20 protein-coding genes are annotated in these 21,932 nt (G+C 62.8%); 11 read left to right on the top strand and 9 right to left on the bottom strand.

What is annotated here, in order from left to right; translation table 11 throughout:
- Positions 1 to 528: 528 nt before the first annotated feature.
- On the bottom strand, positions 529 to 1,902 hold the full coding sequence (locus tag EB230_RS19210) for a PleD family two-component system response regulator (protein WP_172373611.1): 1,374 nt from the start codon (positions 1,900 to 1,902) through the stop codon (positions 529 to 531).
- 33 nt (positions 1,903 to 1,935) lie between these two features.
- A complete protein-coding gene (locus EB230_RS19205) occupies positions 1,936 to 2,352 on the bottom strand; it encodes a response regulator (protein ID WP_274534579.1) in 417 nt (138 codons plus the stop codon).
- A 201-nt stretch (positions 2,353 to 2,553) separates the two neighbouring features.
- Between EB230_RS19205 and EB230_RS19200 the strand changes: the two genes are divergently transcribed.
- Positions 2,554 to 2,853: a DUF3572 domain-containing protein gene (locus EB230_RS19200; RefSeq protein WP_172375127.1), complete on the top strand. Its 300-nt coding sequence runs from the start codon at positions 2,554 to 2,556 to the stop codon at positions 2,851 to 2,853.
- Positions 2,850 to 3,503: a hypothetical protein gene (locus tag EB230_RS19195; protein WP_056572203.1), complete on the top strand. Its 654-nt coding sequence runs from the start codon at positions 2,850 to 2,852 to the stop codon at positions 3,501 to 3,503. Before EB230_RS19200 ends, EB230_RS19195 begins: the two co-directional genes overlap by 4 nt.
- A gap of 98 nt (positions 3,504 to 3,601) precedes the next feature.
- Here the strand turns inward: EB230_RS19195 and EB230_RS19190 are convergent, their stop codons facing one another.
- Positions 3,602 to 5,158, bottom strand: a complete 1,557-nt coding sequence (locus tag EB230_RS19190; RefSeq protein WP_172373609.1) for a hypothetical protein — start codon at positions 5,156 to 5,158, stop codon at positions 3,602 to 3,604.
- An 84-nt stretch (positions 5,159 to 5,242) separates the two neighbouring features.
- Positions 5,243 to 5,830 carry a GNAT family N-acetyltransferase gene (locus EB230_RS19185; protein WP_172373607.1) on the bottom strand — a complete coding sequence of 196 codons (588 nt, stop codon included), beginning with the start codon at positions 5,828 to 5,830 and terminating at the stop codon, positions 5,243 to 5,245.
- A 66-nt stretch (positions 5,831 to 5,896) separates the two neighbouring features.
- Between EB230_RS19185 and EB230_RS19180 the strand changes: the two genes are divergently transcribed.
- Positions 5,897 to 7,225 (top strand): DNA polymerase IV, encoded by a 1,329-nt coding sequence (locus EB230_RS19180; protein WP_172373605.1) that lies wholly within the window; start codon positions 5,897 to 5,899, stop codon positions 7,223 to 7,225.
- A gap of 4 nt (positions 7,226 to 7,229) precedes the next feature.
- Here EB230_RS19180 and EB230_RS19175 read toward each other — a convergent pair whose 3' ends face one another.
- Positions 7,230 to 7,736 carry a hypothetical protein gene (locus tag EB230_RS19175; RefSeq protein WP_172373603.1) on the bottom strand — a complete coding sequence of 169 codons (507 nt, stop codon included), beginning with the start codon at positions 7,734 to 7,736 and terminating at the stop codon, positions 7,230 to 7,232.
- Between the two features lie 183 nt (positions 7,737 to 7,919).
- Between EB230_RS19175 and EB230_RS19170 the strand changes: the two genes are divergently transcribed.
- On the top strand, positions 7,920 to 8,801 hold the full coding sequence (locus EB230_RS19170) for a DMT family transporter (protein ID WP_056572211.1): 882 nt from the start codon (positions 7,920 to 7,922) through the stop codon (positions 8,799 to 8,801).
- Between the two features lie 25 nt (positions 8,802 to 8,826).
- On the opposite strand, the gene EB230_RS19165 is transcribed toward EB230_RS19170, so the two are convergent.
- The 3 genes from EB230_RS19165 to EB230_RS19155 form a co-directional block, all read right to left on the bottom strand.
- A complete protein-coding gene (locus EB230_RS19165; protein ID WP_056573384.1) occupies positions 8,827 to 9,630 on the bottom strand; it encodes a potassium channel family protein in 804 nt (267 codons plus the stop codon).
- Between the two features lie 67 nt (positions 9,631 to 9,697).
- A complete protein-coding gene (dnaE, locus tag EB230_RS19160) occupies positions 9,698 to 13,225 on the bottom strand; it encodes a DNA polymerase III subunit alpha (protein WP_172373601.1) in 3,528 nt (1,175 codons plus the stop codon).
- A 118-nt stretch (positions 13,226 to 13,343) separates the two neighbouring features.
- Entirely contained in the window at positions 13,344 to 15,356 is a 2,013-nt protein-coding gene (locus EB230_RS19155; protein WP_172373599.1) for an acetyl/propionyl/methylcrotonyl-CoA carboxylase subunit alpha, read from the bottom strand.
- Between the two features lie 199 nt (positions 15,357 to 15,555).
- Between EB230_RS19155 and EB230_RS19150 the strand changes: the two genes are divergently transcribed.
- The 7 genes from EB230_RS19150 (at position 15,556) to EB230_RS19120 (ending at position 20,767) form a co-directional block, all read left to right on the top strand.
- The gene (locus tag EB230_RS19150; RefSeq protein WP_172373597.1) at positions 15,556 to 16,683 is read left to right on the top strand and encodes an S-(hydroxymethyl)glutathione dehydrogenase/class III alcohol dehydrogenase; all 1,128 of its coding nucleotides are present in this window, start codon (positions 15,556 to 15,558) and stop codon (positions 16,681 to 16,683) included.
- A gap of 67 nt (positions 16,684 to 16,750) precedes the next feature.
- Positions 16,751 to 17,320 carry an S-(hydroxymethyl)glutathione synthase gene (gene gfa / locus EB230_RS19145; protein ID WP_056572223.1) on the top strand — a complete coding sequence of 190 codons (570 nt, stop codon included), beginning with the start codon at positions 16,751 to 16,753 and terminating at the stop codon, positions 17,318 to 17,320.
- 62 nt (positions 17,321 to 17,382) lie between these two features.
- On the top strand, positions 17,383 to 17,850 hold the full coding sequence (locus EB230_RS19140; protein WP_056572226.1) for a YaiI/YqxD family protein: 468 nt from the start codon (positions 17,383 to 17,385) through the stop codon (positions 17,848 to 17,850).
- A 30-nt stretch (positions 17,851 to 17,880) separates the two neighbouring features.
- Positions 17,881 to 18,558, top strand: a complete 678-nt coding sequence (locus EB230_RS19135; protein ID WP_172373595.1) for a DUF1345 domain-containing protein — start codon at positions 17,881 to 17,883, stop codon at positions 18,556 to 18,558.
- 97 nt (positions 18,559 to 18,655) lie between these two features.
- Complete coding sequence (locus tag EB230_RS19130) at positions 18,656 to 19,537, top strand: cytochrome b/b6 domain-containing protein (RefSeq protein ID WP_246738816.1); 882 nt, start codon at positions 18,656 to 18,658, stop codon at positions 19,535 to 19,537.
- 1 nt (position 19,538) lies between these two features.
- Positions 19,539 to 20,330: a molybdopterin-binding protein gene (locus EB230_RS19125; RefSeq protein WP_172373593.1), complete on the top strand. Its 792-nt coding sequence runs from the start codon at positions 19,539 to 19,541 to the stop codon at positions 20,328 to 20,330.
- Positions 20,330 to 20,767: a GNAT family N-acetyltransferase gene (locus EB230_RS19120; RefSeq protein ID WP_172373590.1), complete on the top strand. Its 438-nt coding sequence runs from the start codon at positions 20,330 to 20,332 to the stop codon at positions 20,765 to 20,767. The genes EB230_RS19125 and EB230_RS19120 overlap by 1 nt, the downstream gene beginning before the upstream one ends.
- Here EB230_RS19120 and EB230_RS19115 read toward each other — a convergent pair.
- A complete protein-coding gene (locus EB230_RS19115) occupies positions 20,764 to 21,765 on the bottom strand; it encodes a hypothetical protein (RefSeq protein WP_172373588.1) in 1,002 nt (333 codons plus the stop codon). The genes EB230_RS19120 and EB230_RS19115 overlap by 4 nt on opposite strands.
- Between the last annotated feature and the right edge of the window lie 167 nt (positions 21,766 to 21,932).

The raw sequence follows: 21,932 nt of genomic DNA, 5'->3' as shown, positions 1-21,932 counted from the left end.
ATGAATCCGTTTCAACGCGACGCGCTTCAGGCAGCGGTTTACGGGAACAGGCGGGTCTTGCCGCAAGCCCCTTGTGCGCCATATGTACAAAGTGAAGAGAGGTGCTTTCCTTGCTTGGATGACCGCCAAAAGCGGCAGCTAAGGGTCATGGCCGGGCGATTGAAGCTGGTCCCGGTCAGCAAGCGTTCCTCAGATTTTTCCGCACAAGAAAAAAGCCCCTTTCGGGGCTGCTACAGAGGTCTCGGAACAAAGGGGGCCGGTCGGCGGTTGGCAGCGGTACGAGGAGGCCACTATGTGCCAGCGCCGGCCGGCCGACCCCACGGACCCAGGAGATGCGGCGGACCTGAGCATCATGGGGTATTTCAGGATCGAGCCGGCTATCTACCCTCGCGCCGGCTTCGTCTTCCCCTGCACATTTGCGCACGGGCTTAGGAAAATCAACAGTTTCTTAACCAAGGCTCGGGAATTGCTTGGATTAAGGTAAATAGCTAACCTTATTGGATTGACCGGGGAATCGGCCGCGGACGCTTACGCTGCCTTGGCAACGACGCGGTTGCGGCCGCCGCTCTTGGCTTCATAGAGCGCGAGATCGGCGCGCTTCATCAACGCGGCCACCGTATCCACGCCCTTCAGAACCGACGACACGCCGACGCTGACGGTGACCTCGATCGTCTTGCCGTCGGCACCGATGGCGAAAGGTTTCTGGGCGATCTCGGCGCGGATGCGTTCGGCCACTTTCTCGGCCACGGCGCCGTCGGTGTCCGGCATCACCACCACGAACTCCTCGCCACCAAAACGGCAGGCAAGGTCGATACCCCTGACATTCTTGCGCAGCCGTCGGGCGAATTCCCGCAGCACCTCGTCGCCGCCATCATGGCCGTGCGTGTCATTGATCGACTTGAAGCGGTCGAGGTCGGTGATCATCACCGACAGCGGCCGGCGCCGCGCCACGGCGCGGTCGAACAGCGTCTGCAGATGGCTGTCGAGGTAGCGGCGGTTGTGCAGCCCGGTCAGGCCGTCCGTCACCGCCATTTCGATGGTCTGGGTGACGCTGGCGCGCAATTGGTCGTTGTAGCGCTTGCGACGCACCTGGGTACGCAGCCGCGCCGTCAGTTCCTGCTGGTCGATCGGCCGCATCAGATAGTCGTTGATGCCGAGTTCGAGGCCGCGGATGATACGTTCCTCCTCGCCCTCCTCCGCCAGAAGGATGATCGGGACGAAACGGGTGCGGTCGAGCGAGCGCAATTGCGAGCAGAGCCGAAGCGGATCGAAATCGGCAAAGGCCGTCGAGATCATCACGCATTCATAGGGGGTTTCGGCCGCCTGGAAGAACCCTGCATGCGGATCACTGGTGACGTCGAGATCGGCGCGGTCGCGCAGCATCTTCTGGATGCGCTCGACCGACGATTTGCGTTCGTCGATCAGCAGCACTTTCGGCGTCGTGTCCTCGGACGCGAAATTGCGGCTGAGCAGCTCCTCGATGCCGATATTACGCGTCGTCGAGGCCCGCAGCCTGAGCTCGTCGGTCAGCGATTTCAACCGGACCAGGCTCTTCACGCGTGTCATCAGCTGCAGGTCGTTGACCGGTTTGGTCAGGAAATCGTCCGCGCCGGCCTCGAGCCCGCGCACGCGGTCGGACACCTGGTCGAGCGCGGTGATCATCACGACCGGAATATGCGACGTCGCAGGATCGCTCTTGAGCCTGCGGCAGACTTCGAACCCGTCCATGTCGGGCATCATCACGTCTAGCAGCACGACATCGACCTTGCCGTTCTCGCAGGTCTCGATCGCGTCGGGCCCGTTGGTGGCGGTCAGCACCTCGAAATATTCGGCCAGCAGCCGGACCTCCAGCAGCCTCACATTGGCAGGGATGTCGTCGACGACGAGGATCCGCGCGGTCATTTCACAAGGCTCCGGCTCGGCTGGAATGGCACATCAGGCATCGCCCAGATAGGATTTGATGGTCTCGATGAAACGCGGCACCGAGATCGGTTTCGAAATATAGGCCTCGCAGCCACCCTGGCGGATGCGTTCCTCGTCGCCTTTCATGGCGAAGGCAGTCACGGCGATGACCGGAATGACGTGCAGATCGTCGTCTTCCTTCAGCCATTTGGTCACTTCCAGCCCTGACACTTCGGGCAGCTGGATGTCCATCAGGATGAGATCGGGCCGGTGCTTGCGCGCCAGGTCAAGCGCCTCCAGACCATTGCGGGTGCGCACCGTCTCGTAGCCGCTCGCTTCGATGAGGTCCCGAAAGAGCTTCATATTCAGCTCATTGTCCTCGACGATCATGACCTTCTTAGGCATCGACATCCCGTCCCGGCCGTCCTTCCGCTCGAAGGTGACCGTCATGCGCCCTGGTTGAACGCACCAAACCCTGCTTCACTATACGGCAATATGATTGACGAAACGGAAACCCTCGGGCTGCAAAGCAGCGCGAATTCCACATCGCCTCCCGACGCGTCCAAAAGGCGCGCCACGCTGTAAAGGCTTGCCGCAAACAACTCTTGCCATTACTGCGGAAGAGACTCATTCCACATGCCGAAGGTAGTGATGGCAAACGCGGCGTCAATGCGCGAAGAGGCGGAAACCATTGCCGTGAAGGCGCTGGGCTTCGTTGCCTCCGATCCGGAGCTGTTGCCGCGTTTTCTGGCGATCACCGGAATAGAGGCGCATTCGATCCGCAAGGCCGCCAGCGAGCCGGGTTTCCTGGCCGGCGTGTTGCAGTTCATTCTCGCCCACGAGCCGACGCTGATGCGCTTTGCCGAGGAAACCGGCACGCCGCCGTCCGCCGTCGGCAAGGCGTTGCGCGCGCTACCGCTCGGCGACGACAACCAAGAGCATTCCATATGAGCGATGATCCGGAGACCGCCCGCCAGATCGAGGAACTGGCGGCCGACGACCGGCCGCTGCTGGTGCTCGACGTCGACGACGTCGTGCTTGAATTCATCCGCCCCTTCCCGCATTTCCTGAAGTCGCGCGGCTATGGCCTGACACTGGCGTCCTTCCGGCTGACCGGCAACATAGCCGAAACGGCGAGCGGCCGGCTGATCGAACAACCCGAGGTCACGGCACTTCTGGGCGATTTTTTCGACGCGCAAGCCGATTGGCAGAGCATCACCGACGGCGCCGCACAAGCCTTGACGGGGCTTGGCAAGCGCGCGGAAATCATACTGCTGACGGCCATGCCGCACAGGCATCGTGCGGTGCGTCGCATCCATCTCGATGCCCTGGGCCTGGACTATCCGCTGCTGACCACCGAGATGGCCAAGGGACCGGCGGTGGCCAGGCTGCGCGGCAAGAACGGCCGGCCGGTGGTCTTCGTCGACGATCAGCCGCACAATCTGGCGTCGGTGCGGGAATCAGTCGCCGACGCAAATCTTTTCCACCTGATGGCCGACAATTCGCTGCGTGCGTTCCTGCCGCCGGTCCCGGACGATGTCATCGTCGTTCAGGACTGGCATGAAGCCGCGCCGAAGATCGCGGGCGCGCTGGGGCTGTAGAGCAATCCCAGGAAAAGTGTGAAACGGTTTTCCCGAGAAAAAGCGCGTAGCGCTTTTCCTCGAGAATTGCGTCAAAACAAGGGGCTAGAGCCGAACCCTCAAGGGTTCAGCTTCGCGCCGGCCCCGCCACTATCGGCGCCACCGCCATTATCGCCACCGCTGCCATCGTCCGCACCGTTACCATCGTCGACGCTGTCGTCCACCGCCGGATCGGCGGGCTTCAGCATGACGCCGTTGACCGTGACCGAGCCGTCGGCCTTGGTGCTGACAGCCCATTCCAGCCGGCCGTCCGGCAGCGTCTTGGCAAAACCCTTGGCCATGAGAGCGACAGGCACGTACTGCCCCAGCTCCGGCTCCGCCTTCGCTGCGTCCTGCAGATGGGCCATGATCTTGTCGAAGCCGGCGACATCGACCGTAAGATTGGCGTCGGGCTTTTCACCGAAGCTCGTCATCTCGCCTTCCAGCGCGATCTCCATGTCCTTGTTCTTCACGATGCTGTGGCCGATGACGACCTTCGGCGCCTTGGCCAGGAAATCCGCCTTGAGCTGGTCGCCGAACTCGGCCGACAGCGGTGGATCCTGATTGAGATCAAAGGCTTCGATCGCCTTCTTCGCCATGCTGTCGAGATCGATATTGGCACCGCCGAAGTTCAGGTCGATATCAGTGGGCAGCAGCGCCACGCTCCAGCTCGGCAAAAGCTGCTGCGGAACGGTCAGCCCCGCCACCTTGATGCCGTAGGTGATCTTGCCGTTCTGGGAAACGCCATCGGCACCGAAGGCAGTGCTGAGCTGCGTCGCCCCGAAAGTGCCGATCGGGCTGTCGACGGCGAAATCCTTGAAACCATAGGTGCCGTCGATGCGCTCCCACACCGGAAGCGCGGCGAGCAGAAGCGACTTCAACTGCGCCTGGTTCGCCTTCAGCGTCTTCTCGTCCTCGTTGGCCACGGCAAATGCCAGGAGGTCGAGCAGCGGCTTTGTCCGCACGCCCTTGCCGCTGGCCTCGACCGACAATTCCGGCGACTTCACGGTGACCGGAAAATTCAGTCCGCTTTCGGAATCGTTGAATTTTATCGCCTCGACGAAATTCGAAATTTTCTGCGACGTCGTGAAATCGACGCCGCCATTGGCGGCCTTCGTGGCGGCGATGGTCGCGGTGCCGGCGCCGGCACTGACGTCGATCTGCTGCTTGGCATCCTTCGATGCCATCGTCATGCTCGCGATCGAACTGGTGCCACTGATGAAGGCCGCCAGATTGGGGTCGTAGACGCCGGCACCCTTGCCGTCCTTGATCGAAAACTGCGTGCTCTGCGGCCCCTCGGGCCCCTTGAACTCGAAGGACGCGCTTTGCGAGAAATCCATCGAGACGTCCCAGGTCCCGTCGCTGCGCGGCTTGACCAGAAGGGCGTAGGGGGCAAAGTCGAGTTTCACCTGTTCCTGCTTGGGCAGGACCCCGGCCAGTGTCTTGAAATCGAACACGATCTTGTAGGCATCGCCTTCGACCGAAACCTTCAGAATGCCCGTGTCGAGTGCCTGTTTGCCGACGTAGCGGGACAGGTCATCGGACAATTGCTTCGCGCCCTGACTATCCACGGTCTGGCCGAAAGCGGGCGCGCTGAGCACAAGCGCGGTAAAGGCAACTGGCAACACACGGTTCACGGGAATTCTCCGTTTGGTCGAAAGGCGGAAATCGTTTCGTACGTCTGGTAGGGAAATACCGTCACAACTGCAAGACGATGGTGATCAAGTGCCTGGCTCCAGCACCAGCCGCATCAGCGGTCGGCCCGCCTTGCGCTCGACCATTCTCTCGAACCCGGCCTTCTCGAACACCCCCGACGAGCCGACGAACAAGCCGATCGAACGCGAATCGCGCGACAGGTCGATCGGGCAGGCCTCGACAAGCCGTGCACCGTTCCTGCGAGCGAAATCGATGCCACCTTCAACGAGGCGATGCGTGATACCCCTGCCGCGCGCTTTGGCGCGAATGAAAAAGCAGGAGATCGCCCAAACGGCTGGATCTGAAGCGTCGGCGGGGTCGAGCGGCGCCGAGCCCCTGCCCTTGTTGTTCCATTCGGGCACGTCGGCGCGCGGCCCGATCTGCATCCAGCCAACCGCCTTGCCGTCCTCGAAGGCCAGCAGGCCGGGCGGCGGGCCGGCTTCGATGCGCGCCTTGATATGGTCCTTGTTGCGTTCGCGGCTGCTTTCGCGCCGCGTCGCCGGCGCCAGCCTGAAATGCGTGCACCAGCAGCCGTAACAGGCGCCCTGCTTGCCAAAAAGGTCCTCGAAATCAGGCCAGAGCTCAGGCGCCAGCGGCACTATGGTCGTGCTCATGCGGTTCTCCCCAGGCCAAGCTTGTCGCTGGCCCTGCACTGTCGTACCATTGCCTCTGTTCTCTTTATGTTCGCAGTGATGGCGGCCCCTGTCAACAATCCCGATCACGGTTTTTGCCGTGACTGCCTGACGTTTCAGCGCAGTGAGACGCGCCGCTGCGAGCGCTGCGGCAGCCCTCGCCTTGCCCGCCATCCCGAGCTTTACCGGCTGCATCTGGCCCATATCGATTGCGACGCCTTCTACGCGGCGATCGAAAAGCGCGACAACCCGGCGCTCAAGGACAAGCCGCTGATCGTCGGCGGCGGCAAGCGCGGGGTGGTCTCCACCGCATGCTACATTGCCCGCATCCGCGGCGTGCGCTCCGCCATGCCGATGTTCAAGGCGCTCGAGGCCTGCCCCGACGCGGTCGTGATCGCGCCCAACATGGAAAAATACGTGCGCGTCGGCCGTGAGGTGCGCGCCATGATGCAGGCGCTGACACCGCTGGTCGAGCCGCTGTCGATCGACGAGGCGTTTCTCGACCTGGCCGGCACCGAACGGTTGCACGGCCTGCCACCGGCCGTGGTGCTGGCGCGCTTCGCGCTGGCCGTCGAGAAGGAGATCGGCATCACCGTTTCGGCCGGCCTGTCCTACTGCAAATTCCTCGCCAAGATCGCGTCGGATTTCCGCAAGCCGCGGGGCTTTTCGGTCATCGGCGAGGCCGAGGCGGTCGGCTTCCTGGCGACACAGCCGGTTACGATGATCTGGGGCGTCGGCAAGGCGTTCAACGCCACGCTCGAGCGCGACGGGATCCGCACCATTGGCCAGCTCCAGAAGATGGAGCGTGGCGACCTGATGCGCCGCTATGGCGCGATGGGTGACCGGCTCTACCGGCTTTCGCGCGGCGAGGACGTCCGCCGCGTCGATCCCGACCAGGACGCCAAGAGCGTGTCGGCCGAAACCACCTTCGACACCGACATCGCTTCGCTGGAAGAGCTGGTCTCGGTGCTGCGCGGCCTTTCGGAAAAGGTCTCGGCGCGGCTGAAAAAGTCGGGCATTGCCGGACGCACCGTGGTGCTGAAGCTGAAGACCCAGGATTTCAGGCTGCGCACGCGCAACCGCCAGCTCGGCGACCCGACCCGGCTCGCGGATCGCATCTTCTCGACCGGCGTGGAGCTTCTGCGCAAGGAAACGGACGGAACGAAATTTCGATTGCTCGGCATTGGCGTCAGCGATCTGTCCGATGACGACAAGGCCGACCCGCCGGATCTGGTCGACGTTCAGTCGCGCAAGCGCGCCATGGCCGAAGGCGCGATCGACGCGTTGCGCGACAAGTTCGGCCGCAAGGCGGTGGAGACCGGCTATACATTCGGCAGGGGCCGTGACGCCCATCCGCCGGAGCCGCTCGAGGAATGAGCTGTCAGGTGCGCTTCAGATCGATGCGACTGGTCACCACGTTCTTGCCGGTTTTGGGATCGCGGTCGATGACGGTGAGCAGAATGCCATTGGCGCCTTTTTTCTGCACAGTCAGGTGCGCGCTGCGGTCACCATTGACCAGCTTGGCCCAGCGGATGGCGAGATTGATCGCGTTGCCGGATCGGCTGCCGTTGAGCTGCGCCGGACCGGTGCGCGATCCGACATAGACGCCGCTGTAACTGGCACCACTGGTTTTCAGATGGGCGCTGATGGCGCGCGAGACCACAACGAGGCCGCGGCAGTTGCCGTCGAGCGACAGCGAGGACGCTGTGGCATCCGATTTGAAGGTGCAGGAAACGCTGACGGTCGGCGCCTGTGTCGTCACCTGGACAGTCCCCTTGCCGGCAAAATTCCCCTGGAAGGATTGGAGAAACTTGCTCTCATCGGCATGTGCCGCATTGGCCGCGACCAGCAGGCAGCCGGCAAGTGCGCACCGCGCAGGTGATGTCATCGAAGTTCTCCTCGTCGGGCAGACATGTAATACCAAGGCTTGGGGTGGATACAGCGACTCAACGCCCCTTGGCGTATCAGGTTCCGCGGGCAACGCGACCGTTTGCAACGTCGCCACGACTGGTCCAGAAGAATCAAGCGGCTAGCGATTGCGGCAAAGGCTCCCGCCTGCGAGATAGCGGCCATGAAACCCACCCCTTCGATCCCCAAGGCTGCGTTCTGGATGGCGCTGTCGGTTACCTCGTTCCTGGGGATGTCGGTCGCCGGCCGCGCCACGACAGCGGAGCTCAATGTCTTCCAGGTGCTGGAATTGCGCTCGGTGTTCGGCTTCCTAATTCTCCTGCCGCTGGTGCTGACGAGCGGTGGCTTTGCGGCGATGCGCACGCAACGTCCCCTCGCCCACATCGCCCGCAATGTCGTTCACTATAGCGGCCAGGCGGCATGGCTCTACGCGCTAACGCTGATTCCGCTGGCGGTGCTGATATCGATCGAATTCACCACCCCGATCTGGACGGCGATCCTGGCGGTGACTTTTCTGGGCGAACGGCTGAGCCGGCCGAAACTGGCGGCGGTCGTGCTCGGGCTGATCGGCGTGGTGGTCATCGTGCGCCCGGGCGTCGGCTCTGTCGATCCTGGACACCTGGTCGTGCTGGGTGCCGCGGTCTGTTTCGGCATATCGCTGGTCATGGTCAAATCACTGACCCGCACCGACAGCGTCGTGCGCATCATTTTCTGGATGCTGATCATCCAGTCGGTGCTCGGCCTCATCCCGGCGCTCTACGTATGGCGCACCCCTTCACTCGAACTCTGGCCATGGGTCGTGCTGATCGCCTTCACCGGCATGTCATCACATTTCTGCATGGCCCGCGCGCTCACCTATGCCGACGCCACCGTCATTTCGCCGATGGATTTCCTGCGGGTGCCTTTGTCCGCGCTGGTCGGCTGGCTGCTTTATCACGAGCAGATCGACGCCTTCACCGCCGGTGGCGCGCTGCTCATCCTGATGGGCAATCTGCTCAATCTGCAGCGCAAGCCGGCCGAGCCGGCTGAAGTGGCGGCGTCATAGCCGTCATCCCCTGAATGTTCATGCGCTAGTCGCCTGCGTCTGGTATGTTGAGAACATGCCCGCAGGCCTTGCAGTGCACCGCGTCCGGTTCGTGCCGTTGCAGTCCGCATCGCGGACACGGGAAGAACACCTTGGCCGGCCGGAAGATCGCCTGCGCCAGCCTGACGAACAGCGATATTCCGATGATCATGGTGACGATCGCGGTCAGCTTGCCGGCCATGCCCGGCAGCACGATGTCGCCGAAACCGGTCGTGGTCACCGTGGCCACGGTGAAATAAAGCGCGTCGATGTAGTTTTCCAGCCCGGCTCCATTGCGGAAGAAGAAAGTGTAGACGAAGCCGGTGATGACAAAGAGAAAGGTCAAAAGGTTGATGACCGCGTGGCTCGCCTCGCGCCAGGGGCGCAAGCCACGCATCTCGAAATGCCGCCAGATCGAACCGCTGCGCGACAATGACCACAGCCGCAGGATGCGCAGGAAACCGAGATTGGCGAGCGCCGTCGGCATCAGCAGCGTCAAAAGGATGAAGACATCCACCCAGGAGGTTGGCTGCTTCATCAGGCGCAGCATGTCGTTGGAGGCCAGCAACCTGACGATCAGGTCGACGCCGACGAGCACCGCCACCGCATAATCCAGCCACAGGAACGAAGCCGATTGCTGGATGACGGGTGTCGCGATGAAGAAGGCGATGATTGCCAGATCGATGACGATTGCCGCCAGTTGGAACCGGAAAGCCGCCGGCGTGCGCCCGTGGTAGAGCCTGCGCAGCGTGTCGCGCAGGCGCGCAATTGCTGAAATATCCTGGGATGAAGCCTTGTCGGAGGTCTTCATGCGGGCCGCGATTGCGCAAGCGGCGGATGCCGCCCGCAGGATCGCCACCGCCTGCCGAGGATGGCGGTCACACCAATTCCACTTCGACCACGCCGGGCACGGCGCGCATCGCCGACGCGATCTGCGGCGAGACGCGGTAGCCGCCCTGCAAGGCGATCTCGACCTCGCCCTGCGCCTCTTCCTTGATCACGATAATGCTCACCTGGCTCTCGCCACGCTGGGTGAGTTGGGATTGGATCATCGAGGCGGGTCCGTCGTTCCTGACGAAAATGCGCAGCGCCTTCTGGATGCGGCTTGCTTCATCCTCCAGGGACTGGACCGAGTTGATGCGCAGGTTTACGCCCTCGGGCCTGTCCTCCGCCGCCACGGTGATGACGACGGAGCGGCCGGCTTCCAGGAGGTCGCGATACTGTGCCAATCCTTCCGAAAAAAGCACGGCCTCGTACTGGCCGGAAGTGTCGGAAAAGGCCACCACGCCCATCTTGTTGCCGGTGCGTGTCTTGCGTTCCTGCTTGCTGGTCACCGTGCCGGCCAGGCGGCCGGCAGAAGCGCCGCGCTTGACGGCGGCTGAGAACTCCGCCCAGTTCTGCACCCGCATCTTTTGCAGCGCCGCCTTGTATTCGTCGAGCGGGTGGGCCGAGAGATAGAAGCCGACAACCTGGAATTCGCGGTGCAACCGATCGGCGGCGAGCCACGGATCCGTCGCCGGCAGGTTGAGCGCCTGCGACTGGCTCCCTAGCGAGGCGCCGAAAATATCGGCCTGGCCGGAAACGGCATTCTGCTGCGCCAGCGATGCCAACCCCATCATCCGTTCGACGCCAGCCATCATCTGTGCCCGGTCATGCCCGAAACAGTCGAGCGCGCCGGCCATGATCAGGCTTTCGAAGACACGTTTGCCAACGATCTTGGGATCGATCCGCTCGCAGAAATCGGCGAGGTTCTTGAACGGCTTCTCGCCACGGACAGCGACGATGTGCTCGACCGCCGCGTCGCCGACGCCCTTGAGCGCGGCCATCGAATAGTAGATGCGGTTCTCACCGACCTCGAAAGGCCGAAAACTCGTCATGACCGACGGCGCCAGAACCTCGATGCCGAGGCGCAGGGCATCCTGGCGGAAATCGGCGAGCTTGTCGGTGTTGCCCATGTCGAGCGTCATCGACGCCGCCAGGAACTCGACCGGATAGTGCGCCTTGAGATAGGCGGTCTGATACGAGACCACGGCGTAGGCGGCGGCGTGCGATTTGTTGAAACCATAGTCGGCGAACTTGGCCAAAAGGTCGAAAATGAAGTCGGCTTGCGGTTTGCTGACGCCACGCTCGACAGCGCCAGTGACGAAGCGCTCGCGCTGCTTGTCCATCTCGGCGCGGATCTTCTTGCCCATGGCGCGGCGCAGAAGGTCGGCTTCGCCGAGCGAATAGCCGGACAGCTCCTGCGCGATCTGCATGACCTGTTCCTGATAGACGATGACGCCTTGCGTCTCCTTCACCAGATGGTCGATCTTCGGGTGGATCGAGGCCATCTCCTCCTCGCCATGCTTTCTGGCGTTGTAGGTCGGGATGTTCTCCATCGGGCCCGGACGATAGAGCGCGACCAGCGCGATGATGTCCTCGATGCAGTCGGGCCGCATGCCGATCAGCGCCTTGCGCATGCCGGCACTTTCCACCTGGAACACGCCGACCACCTCGCCGCGCGACAGCATGGCATAGGTGTCGGGATCGTCGAGCGGTATCGTCGCCAGGTCGATGTCGATGCCGCGCCGGCGGATCAGTTTGACCGCCGTATCCAGAACGGTCAGCGTCTTCAGGCCGAGAAAGTCGAACTTCACCAGCCCGGCCTGCTCGACATATTTCATGTTAAACTGGGTAACCGGCATGTCCGAGCGCGGATCGCGGTACATCGGCACCAGTTCCGACAAAGGCCGGTCGCCGATGACGATGCCGGCGGCGTGCGTGGAGGCGTGGCGGTAAAGGCCCTCCAGCTTCTGTGCCATGTCGAGCAGCGTCTGGACGATCGGTTCCCTCTCGGCCTCTTCGGCAAAGCGCGGCTCATTGGCGATGGCGTCGGCGAGCTTGACCGGATTGGCCGGATTCTGTGGCACCATCTTCGACAGCTTGTCGACCTGGCCATAGGGCATCTGCAGCACGCGGCCGACGTCGCGCAGCACGGCGCGGGCCTGCAGCGTACCGAAGGTGATGATCTGGCCGACCTGGTCGCGCCCATATTTCTGCTGGACGTAGCGGATCACCTCTTCGCGGCGATCCTGGCAGAAGTCGATGTCGAAGTCGGGCATCGACACGCGGTCCGGATTGAGGAAGCGCTCGAACAGCAGCGAGAAGCGCAGCGGATCGATGTCGGTGATGGTCGTCGAATAGGCGACCAGCGAGCCGGCGCCCGAACCACGGCCCGGGCCGACCGGAATGCCTTGCGCCTTGGCCCATTTGATGAAGTCGGCAACGATCAGGAAGTAGCCGGGGAATTTCATCTTCTCGATGATGCCGAGTTCGAATTCGAGCCGCTCGCGATATTGCTCGACCGTATAGCCCGGGGTTGGTCCGTGCAGTGCAAGCCGCGCCTCGAGCCCCTCGCGCGCCTGGCGGGCGAGTTCGGCCGCCTCCGCCTTTTCCGCGGCGTCCTTGTCGGCACTATCGCCGCCGGTGAAACGCGGCAGGATCGGGCTGCGGTTTTTTGGATAGTAGGAGCAGCGCAGCGCGATCTCGACGGTGTTGTCGACCGCCTCGGGCAGGTCGGCGAACAGCTTTGCCATGTCGGCCTGGCTGCGCAGGAAATTGTCCGGCGACAGCCGGCGGCGTGTGTCGACGGCGACGACCGAGCCCTCGGCGATGGCGATCAGCGCGTCATGCGCCTCATAATCATCGCGCGACGAGAAAAAGGCCTCGTTGGTGGCTACCAGCGGCAGTTCGTGCGTATAGGCGAGATCGATCGTTGAGTGCTCGATGGTCCGGTCGTAACCCGCAACCCGGTCCAATTCGACATAGAGCCGATCGCCGAACAGCGCCTTGAGCGCCAAAAGCCTCACCTCTGCCAGATCGCGGCGATCCTCCTTCAAGGCGTTGCCGATCGGGCCGCGTGGGCCGCCGCTGAGGCAGATCAGCCCGTCGGCGTTTCCCTCCAGCATCTCGGTCGTCAGGTGCACCGCCTCGCCGGGCGGCGTTTCCAGATAGACCCGACTGACCAGCCTGACCAGGTTGGAATAGCCGGCCTCGGTCGCGGCGAGCAGGACGACCGGCCGCATCTCCGGCCCTTGCCGCCGGCGGTCGCGCTGACCGTCGCTGTTCTCGCCGGAAAAAGCGAGTGCGATCTGGCAGCCGATGATCGGCTGGATACCGTCCTTGACCGCCTTCTGTGCAAACTCCAGCGCACCGAACAGGTTGTTGGTGTCGGTGACGGCGATGGCCGGTGCCTCGTCCTTCACGGCGTGGCCAACGATCTTGCCAAGCTGAAGCGCACCCTCGAGCAGCGAATAGGCCGAATGCACGCGCAGATGGACGAACGGCCGCGCCGGCACCTCCGGCCGCGCTGCCGCAATCGCGGCTTCGCGCTTCAGGGGGTCGCGTGGAAGTCTGTCGTCCGCCATGGTTTCTCGCGCTGTCGAAGGCTTTGAGTCGGTGGAGATGTATTGTCCGGGACCGGGCGATACCAGTCCAGCACAAACGACCGACAACCACAGGCTTCCGCGACCCTGCGCGACCTGCTCAAGCGAATTCCATGATCACCGCGTCAACGGCCAGGCTGTCGCCCGGCTTGGCATTGAGCTTGGACACAACGAGATCGCGTTCAGCGCGCAGCACGTTTTCCATCTTCATCGCCTCGACCACGGCAAGCGTTTCGCCGGCCTTGACCTCCTGTCCCTCCGCAACGGCGATCGACACGACGAGGCCGGGCATCGGGCAGAGCAGCAGCTTCGACGTGTCCGGCGCCACCTTCTCCGGCATCAGTCTTTCAAGCTCGGCGGTACGCGGCAGCATCGCGCGCGCCGTCACCGACATGCCCTTCCAGGCAATGCGAAAACCGTTGGCGACAGGCCGGATCTGGGCGACAACGGAGCGCTTGCCGACCGTGCCGCGCCAGATCAGATCGCCCGGCCGCCAATCGGATGAAACGGTCAGCGCCTTGCCGCCTTCGATCGACAGGTCGACCTCCATTGGAATGGAAATCATGCCTTCGAGGATCGACGCATGGAGATAATCCTCGCCAATCTTCACCACCCAGTCGCGCTTCAGCGCCCCCGAATGCGGCGCCAGCCGCCCGCCCAGCCGGTCGAGCCTGTCGCGGCGCAACAATTCCGTGGCGGTGGCGATTGATGCCAGCACGGCCTTTTCCTCGCTGTTCGGTACGACAGGGGCAAAGCCGTCGGGATATTCCTCGGCTATGAAGCCGGTCGAAATCGCCCCTTCCCGCCAACGCGGATGCTGCATCAGCGCCGCCAGGAACGGGATATTGTGCTCGATCCCGTCGACCACAAAACTGTCCAGCGCTTCCGACATGGCATCGATTGCCTGGAGCCGGGTCGGTGCCCAGGTACAAAGCTTGGCAAGCATCGGGTCGTAGAACATCGAAATCTCCGAGCCTTCGGTGACGCCGGTGTCGTTGCGGATGACGACGTCGCCAAATTGGCCCTCTTCCGGCGGCCGATAGCGGGTCAGCCGGCCGATCGACGGCAGGAAATTGCGATAGGGATCCTCTGCATAGAGCCGGCTTTCCACCGCCCAGCCATTCAGCTTGATGTCGTCTTGCTTCAAGGCGAGTTTCTCGCCGGCGGCGACACGGATCATCTGCTCGACCAGGTCGATGCCCGTGACAAGCTCGGTCACCGGATGCTCGACCTGCAATCGTGTATTCATTTCAAGGAAATAGAAGTTCTTGTCCTTGTCGACAATGAACTCGACCGTACCGGCGCTCTGATAATCGACGGCCTTGGCCAGCGCCACCGACTGCTCGCCCATGGCCTTGCGCGTCTTGGCATCGAGGAATGGTGACGGCGCCTCTTCGGCCACCTTCTGGTTGCGGCGCTGGATCGAGCATTCGCGCTCGCCGAGATAGAGCGCGTTGCCATGCGCGTCGGCCAGCACCTGGATCTCGATATGACGCGGATCGACGACGAATTTTTCGATGAACACGCGGTCGTCGCCGAACGAACTCTTGGCTTCCGATCGCGCGCGATCGAACCCGTCGCGCACTTCCGACTGGTTCCAGGCAATGCGCATGCCCTTGCCGCCGCCGCCGGCCGAAGCCTTGATCATCACCGGATAGCCGATCTCGCCGGCGATCTTTTCGGCATGGTCGGCATTCTCGATGACGCCGAGCCAACCCGGGACCGTCGACACCTTGGCGGCGTTGGCGAACTTCTTCGATTCGATCTTGTCACCCATCGCCTTGATGGCTTTGGGTTTCGGGCCGATGAAGACGATGCCTTCCGCTTCCAGAGCCTCGCAGAAGGCGGCCCGTTCCGACAGGAAGCCGTAGCCTGGATGCACGGCCTGCGCGCCCGTTTCCTTGCAGGCCGCGATGATTTTTTCAGGCACGAGATAGCTCTGCGCGGCGGACGATGGCCCGATATGCACCGCCTCGTCGGCCATTTCGACGTGAACCGCATCGCGATCGGCATCGGAATAGACGGCAACCGTGGCAATGCCCATCTTGCGCGCCGTCTTGATGACGCGACAGGCGATCTCGCCACGATTGGCGATCAGGATTTTCGTGAACATGCTGAGGTCATTCCCCTCCGGTCGGTCGTTCCTTTTATGGCCTGTGCTTGCAGGGTCAAGCCGAGCGTGCAAATCACTGCCTTTCAATCGATTTGCGATTCCAATTCTTCGCTGTGGCCCAGTCACGGCACCAGCTTCCAGTTGATCGTGTCGATAAAACCTGAAACCTTGGAAAAAAATTCGCATTGGAGGACGCCTGATGAAAACCCGCGCCGCTGTCGCTGTCGCCGCCGGAAAGCCGCTGGAGATCATGGAGGTCGACCTCGAAGGCCCGCGCGATGGCGAGGTGCTGGTCGAGATCAAGGCGACCGGCATCTGCCACACCGACGAGTTCACGCTGTCGGGCGCCGATCCGGAAGGCCTGTTCCCGGCCATTCTCGGCCATGAGGGTGCCGGTGTCGTGGTCGACGTCGGCAAGGGCGTCACCTCGGTCAAGAAGGGCGACCATGTCATCCCGCTCTATACGCCGGAATGCCGGCAGTGCCCGTCCTGCCTGTCGCGCAAGACCAATCTGTGCACGGCGATCCGCGCCACGCAGGGGCAAGGCCTGATGCCCGACGGCTCGTCGCGCTTCTCGATCGGCAAGGACAAGATCTTCCACTATATGGGCTGCTCCACCTTCTCGAACTTCACCGTGCTGCCCGAGATCGCGGTGGCCAAGGTCAATCCGGACGCGCCCTTCGACAAGATCTGCTACATCGGCTGCGGCGTCACCACCGGCATCGGCGCCGTCATCAACACCGCCAAGGTCGAACAAGGCGCCACCGCTGTCGTCTTCGGCCTCGGCGGCATCGGCTTGAACGTCATCCAGGGACTGAAGCTGGCCGGCGCCGACATGATCATCGGCGTCGATTTGAACAACGACAAGAAGGAATGGGGCGAGCGGTTCGGCATGACGCATTTCGTCAATCCGAAGGAGATCGACGGCGATATCGTCCCTTACCTCGTCAACATGACCAAGCGCGGTGCCGACCAGATCGGCGGCGCCGACTACACGTTCGACTGCACCGGCAACACCAAGGTGATGCGCCAGGCCCTGGAAGCCTCGCATCGCGGCTGGGGCAAGTCGGTCATCATTGGTGTGGCGGGCGCCGGCCAGGAGATTTCGACCCGGCCGTTCCAGCTTGTCACCGGCCGCACCTGGATGGGCACCGCCTTCGGTGGCGCGCGCGGCCGCACCGACGTGCCGCGCATCGTCGACTGGTACATGGACGGCAAGATCCAGATCGACCCGATGATCACACACACGCTGAAGCTCGAGGATATCAACAAGGGGTTCGACCTCATGCATGAGGGCAAGTCGATCCGAAGCGTCGTCGTTTATTAAAGCAAAGCCACACGCCGCCGACCACCGGCCAGCGACCTCTGTGGTTCACAACTGGGAGGAGAATGGAATGGCGGAGAAACTGCACCCGAAAATCGACAATGGCCTGCCCAAGGAAAGCGCAAGCTTTGCCGGCGGCACGCTGGTCTGCGCCTGCACCAGCAAGCCGGTCAAGGTGAAGGTCAAGGGGCAGATCGCCCACAATCACGCCTGCGGCTGCACCAAATGCTGGAAGCCGGAAGGTGCTGTATTCTCGGTGGTTGCCGTCGCCGGCACCGGCGACGTCACCGTCACAGAGAACGGCGACAAGCTCAAGGTGGTCGATCCCTCGGCGCTGATCCAGCGTCATGCCTGCACCGGCTGCGGCGTCCACATGCACGGCCCGGTCGAGCGCGATCATCCGTTCAAGGGGCTGTCCTTCATCCATCCCGAGCGTTTCGTCGAGGATGGCTGGTCGCCTCCGGGCTTCACCGCCTTCGTCTCGTCGATCATCGAATCCGGCGTCGATCCGAAGCGAATGGACGGCATCCGGGCCCAGTTGAAGACGATCGGGCTGGAGCCCTATGACTGCCTCAACCCCGGCTTGATGGACTATATCGCCACCTGGACGGCTAAGAAGTCCGGCGCGCTGCCGGCCTGAACGCTGTAAGATTTCAGGCAGGGGCCGGACATGTACCGGCCCCTGCCCGTTTCGGAGAGGCAATGCCCGCACCCGCCATTTACGTCGACGCCGACGCCTGCCCGGTCAAGGCCGAGGTCGAGAAAGTCGCCGAGCGCCTTGGCGTCGTCGTCACCTACGTCTCCAATGGCGGCCTGCGGCCATCGCGCGATCCGATGATCCGCAACGTCGTGGTCTCCAAGGGAGCTGACGCCGCCGATGACTGGATCGTCGAGAACGCCAAATCCAACGATGTCGTGGTGACTGCGGATATTCCGCTCGCGGCGCGCGCCGTGGCTCTCGGCGCGCACGTGCTTGGCCCCACCGGACGCCCGTTCACACCCGAAACCATCGGCATGGCGGTGGCCATGCGCGACCTCAAGCAGCATCTGCGCGAGACCGGCGAGAGCAAGGGCTACAACGCCTCCTTCGCGCCGCAGGACCGCTCGCGGTTCCTCGGCGAACTCGACCGTATCTTGCGGCGCGCCCTGAAATCCGCCACACCGAGCTAGAACAGAGCGCCATCCAGGGTCGGAACCACCATGGCCGCCGAAATCCCCGTGCAAAAACCCATGCAGCGCCACATGCTGTTCGCCATGTCCGCGTGTTTCGGCGCGCTTGCGCTGCTTGTGGCGTTGCTGCTGCACGCCCCACTCGCCTACTCGATCGGCGCCAACGCCTTTTTTGCCGCCTACGTCATTCTTGTCGTCAGCCAGATGCCCAAATTCACCGGCAAATATCTGAGCAAGAATGCGCGGGCCACCGACCAGCCGGTGCTGGTCATCTTCGCCGTCACGCTTGTCGTTGTCGGCGTTGCCCTTGTCTCCTTGTTCCTGCTGATCAACCAGAAGGACAGAGGCCACCCGGTCGAACTCATCTTCGCGCTGCTGTCGATCCCGCTCGGCTGGTTCACCATCCATGCCATGGCGGCACTTCATTATGCGCATGTCTACTGGATGGACGGCGACGAGGTCGACACCAAGACCAAGACAAAAATCCCGGTCGGCGGATTGCTGTTCCCGGGTGACAAGCGTCCGGAAGGCTGGGATTTCCTCTATTTCTCGACGGTCATCGGCATGACGGCGCAGACCGCCGACACCAACATCTCGACGACGCATATGCGTTGTGTCGTGCTTGTCCATTCCATCCTGTCGTTCTTTTTCAACACGGTCATCGTCGCCGCGGCCGTCAATCTCGCCGTCAGCCTGGGCGGTCCGTAATAAATCCGTGATCGGATGAAACATCGGTTTGGATCGCGACGTATCAGGAGGACAATGAACGCACAGGCCACGCCGCGAGGCCGGGAGAAGAGACAAGATGGAAACGGTTGCCAGAAGCCAATCCGCCACCGAACCGGATGCTCCCGCGTCGAGTGACAGCACACTGGTCTACCGCCAGTCGCGCTGGACAAGGCTGACGCACTGGATCTGGGCCATCTCGCTGTTCTTCATGCTGCTTTCCGGCCTGCAGATCTTCAACGCCCGGCCGCAGCTTTACATCGGCAAGCAATCCGGCTTCGAATACAACAATACCATCTTCGAAATCGGCGCCGAGAACACCGATGCCGGTCCTCGCGGCTATACCGAAATTTTCGGGCACCGCTTCAACACGACGGGCGTGCTCGGCTGGTCGGGTCCGCCGGGCAACGAGACGGCGCGCGGCTTCCCATCCTGGGCGACCATTCCTTCCTACTATGATCTCGGCACCGCCCGCGTCGTGCATTTCTTCTTCGCCTGGATCCTGACGACGACCTTGATCGTCTGGCTGGTCGCCAGCCTGATCAACGGCCATATCAGGCGCGATCTCGCCCCGCGGCTCGACGATCTCAAGCGGCTGCCACGGGATATCGTCGACCACGCCAGGCTGAAATTCCACCACACGCGCGAATACAACACGCTGCAGAAGATGGCTTATGGCGGCGTGCTGTTCGTGCTGTTGCCGCTGATGATCATCACCGGCCTTGCCATGTCGCCCAGCATGAATTCGGTACTGCCCTTCCTCAACGAGATACTTGGCGGCCGGCAGACGGCGCGCACCATCCATTTCACCGTCATGCTGCTGCTTGTCGGCTTCTTCATCATTCACATCCTGATGATCCTTGCCGCCGGCCCGATCAACGAACTGCGCTCGATCATCACCGGCTGGTACCGCACGGATCCTCCCGCGCATGACGACAAGACGACCGAAAGGAGTGCCTGAGATGGCGAAGTTCCAGATCAGCCGCAGAAAATTCCTGACCGCCACCAGCCTTGGCGCCTCCGGTATCATGCTGTCGGGATGCGACGCTTTCGACAGCCAGCTGAGCATCGGCAGCGGCCTGCGCAGCTTCCTCGAAAACGCCAATGGCCTGACATATCGCGCGCAGCGCTGGCTTGCCGGGCGTGACGCGCTGGCGCCGGAATTCACCGAGGCCGATATCCGTCAGCCGCAACGGCCGAACGGCGTCACCGCTCCTGACGATGACACCTACAAGGGCCTGCTCGCCAACAATTTCGCCGACTGGCGGCTGGAAGTCTCGGGACTGGTTGAAAAGCCGCTGTCGCTCAGCCGCGAGCAGCTTCAGAACATGCCGAGCCGTACCCAGATCACCCGTCACGACTGCGTCGAAGGCTGGAGTTGCATCGCCAAATGGACCGGCACGCCGCTGTCGCTGGTGCTCGACCAGGCCGTGGTCAAGCCGCAAGCGCGCTACGTCATGTTCCACTGCCTCGATACGATCGACCGCAGCCTGTCCGGGGACATCAAATACTATGGCACGATCGACCTCATCGACGCCCGCCACCCGCAGACGATCCTGGCCTATGGCCTGAACGGCAAGCCGTTGCCGGTCGAGAACGGCGCGCCGCTGCGCGTCCGGGTCGAGCGCCAGCTCGGCTACAAGATGCCGAAATATCTCTACAAGATCGAACTGGTCGACGGTTTCGCCAATGTCGGCGGCGGCCGCGGCGGCTATTGGGAAGACAATGGCTATGACTGGTACGGCGGGATTTGATGACCGCCTTCATAAGCGCCGAGCACGACCTGTCGCCCGTCGAACTGAGTGTGCTGGAAGAGCATCTGCGCGGCGAAAACCGGCGACTCACAGGCTGTGGCGATGACCGAGGGCTGAACTTTGTGATCCGCGACGGTGCCGGACGGTCAATTGCTGTGGCGGCCGGCTACTCGTGGGCAGGCACGTCGGAACTTCAATTGATGTGGGTCGACCAGGCCTATCGAGGCCTTGGGTATGCAAGGCAGCTGCTCGATGCCTTTGTTGCCGAGGCTGCCAGCCGTGGGGCTCGGCGAATATGGGTGTCGAGCCACGACTTCCAAGCGCCGGGCCTATACGAGAAAGCCGGTTTCCAGCGCGTCGCCGAGTTCGCAGGATGGCCCGAAGGGCATTCCAACATTGTCCTGCGCAAGATAATCGCCGCGGACGGCTGTGCTTAGGCGACCTTGTCGAGCAGCGGCCTCAGCGCCGGATGGATCAACGGCGAGGCATGCTTGATGAGGGTCAGCAGCGCGCGCTCGTTGTCGTAGAGGGGACGGTCCGCCGCGATGTGCTCCACCAACCATTTGGCTTCGCCGGCATCGATCGTTTCGGCGCGGCGGGCCAAAGCCTCCGTCGCCCTGTTCTTGGCTTCCCACTCGGCCTCGATGTCATCCGGGGACCGATAGGCTTCGATGATGCCGGCCATGCCACCGGAGACCATCCGGCTGAAGAAACCGCCGATTTCCGGATCGGCGTGCTCGAGGAAGGTTTCCTGGCGTAGCGCCACATCGCGGGTCGGGGCTTCATAGCCGGCTGAGCACATGACGAAGTTGGCGATCGCCTTGACGAACAGGTCGTTCCAGGACGGATCGTTCTTGGCCTGGGCGGTCTGTTCGTTGATCCTGAACAGCACCTCGGCCTCGATGCGGGTGATGGCGATGTTGCCGTCGCCGCCATGGGCGTGGAGGATGCGGCGCAGCAGCTCGACTTCCGCCCTGGCGATCAGGCCTGGCACCAGCGCACCACCCAGCATCAGCGGCCCCTTGCCATCGATAACGGCATGGGCGACCTGCTCCAGCGCATAGACGCAAAGCTCGTCTGGCGACGATCTTGCCTCTTCCAACACATGGACCAGCAACTCGAGTTCGGTTCTGCTGTCGACCATGCCGTCCCGCGAGATGGTGCGGATCAGCCAGTCGGCATTGTCCTGCGAGATGTAGCCGGACGGTTTTTCCTGGTGGACGATGTAATCGGTCACCGCTTCGACGAAGAACGGTGCCCAGTCCGCGCATTTGTCCCGCGCCGTCTGGTCGAGCGCGAACAACGCCTCCGCCTCGCCTCGCGTCACCACGCCATCGGCGAACACATCGCGGCGCAGCATCACCACGTCCTCCTGGGCGATGCGGTTCTTCGAGGTCAGCCCCGCCACCGGCGCGCTCATGATCAATTCGCCCATTGTCGTCCCCGTCGCCCCAAAGCGCTACATCGGCCTTCCATATCAGGAGTGTCTTGAAAAACCGGCAAACGGCGTGGTTAGCGAAGACTTGTCGGCGCAACGCACCTTTGATGTCGCGGGGAGGTGACAAGGTGTCGCCGTCGGGCTATGGATGGCGCGTCGAGGAC

Source organism: Mesorhizobium sp. NZP2234 (genome assembly GCF_013170765.1).
GTDB lineage: Bacteria > Pseudomonadota > Alphaproteobacteria > Rhizobiales > Rhizobiaceae > Mesorhizobium > Mesorhizobium loti_D.
The sequence above is the reverse complement of the archived record's forward strand: the minus strand, read 5'-3'. Positions and strand labels throughout refer to the sequence as shown.

Coding starts and splice junctions, on each gene's coding strand:
- EB230_RS19210 (WP_172373611.1), bottom strand. CDS start 1,902: ATGACCGCGCGGATCCTCGTCGTCGACGACATCCCTGCCAATGTGAGG.
- EB230_RS19205 (WP_274534579.1), bottom strand. CDS start 2,352: ATGACGGTCACCTTCGAGCGGAAGGACGGCCGGGACGGGATGTCGATG.
- EB230_RS19200 (WP_172375127.1), top strand. CDS start 2,554: ATGGCAAACGCGGCGTCAATGCGCGAAGAGGCGGAAACCATTGCCGTG.
- EB230_RS19195 (WP_056572203.1), top strand. CDS start 2,850: ATGAGCGATGATCCGGAGACCGCCCGCCAGATCGAGGAACTGGCGGCC.
- EB230_RS19185 (WP_172373607.1), bottom strand. CDS start 5,830: ATGAGCACGACCATAGTGCCGCTGGCGCCTGAGCTCTGGCCTGATTTC.
- EB230_RS19180 (WP_172373605.1), top strand. CDS start 5,897: ATGTTCGCAGTGATGGCGGCCCCTGTCAACAATCCCGATCACGGTTTT.
- EB230_RS19175 (WP_172373603.1), bottom strand. CDS start 7,736: ATGACATCACCTGCGCGGTGCGCACTTGCCGGCTGCCTGCTGGTCGCG.
- EB230_RS19170 (WP_056572211.1), top strand. CDS start 7,920: ATGAAACCCACCCCTTCGATCCCCAAGGCTGCGTTCTGGATGGCGCTG.
- EB230_RS19165 (WP_056573384.1), bottom strand. CDS start 9,630: ATGAAGACCTCCGACAAGGCTTCATCCCAGGATATTTCAGCAATTGCG.
- dnaE (WP_172373601.1), bottom strand. CDS start 13,225: ATGGCGGACGACAGACTTCCACGCGACCCCCTGAAGCGCGAAGCCGCG.
- EB230_RS19155 (WP_172373599.1), bottom strand. CDS start 15,356: ATGTTCACGAAAATCCTGATCGCCAATCGTGGCGAGATCGCCTGTCGC.
- EB230_RS19150 (WP_172373597.1), top strand. CDS start 15,556: ATGAAAACCCGCGCCGCTGTCGCTGTCGCCGCCGGAAAGCCGCTGGAG.
- gfa (WP_056572223.1), top strand. CDS start 16,751: ATGGCGGAGAAACTGCACCCGAAAATCGACAATGGCCTGCCCAAGGAA.
- EB230_RS19140 (WP_056572226.1), top strand. CDS start 17,383: ATGCCCGCACCCGCCATTTACGTCGACGCCGACGCCTGCCCGGTCAAG.
- EB230_RS19135 (WP_172373595.1), top strand. CDS start 17,881: ATGGCCGCCGAAATCCCCGTGCAAAAACCCATGCAGCGCCACATGCTG.
- EB230_RS19130 (WP_246738816.1), top strand. CDS start 18,656: ATGGAAACGGTTGCCAGAAGCCAATCCGCCACCGAACCGGATGCTCCC.
- EB230_RS19125 (WP_172373593.1), top strand. CDS start 19,539: ATGGCGAAGTTCCAGATCAGCCGCAGAAAATTCCTGACCGCCACCAGC.
- EB230_RS19120 (WP_172373590.1), top strand. CDS start 20,330: ATGACCGCCTTCATAAGCGCCGAGCACGACCTGTCGCCCGTCGAACTG.
- EB230_RS19115 (WP_172373588.1), bottom strand. CDS start 21,765: ATGGGCGAATTGATCATGAGCGCGCCGGTGGCGGGGCTGACCTCGAAG.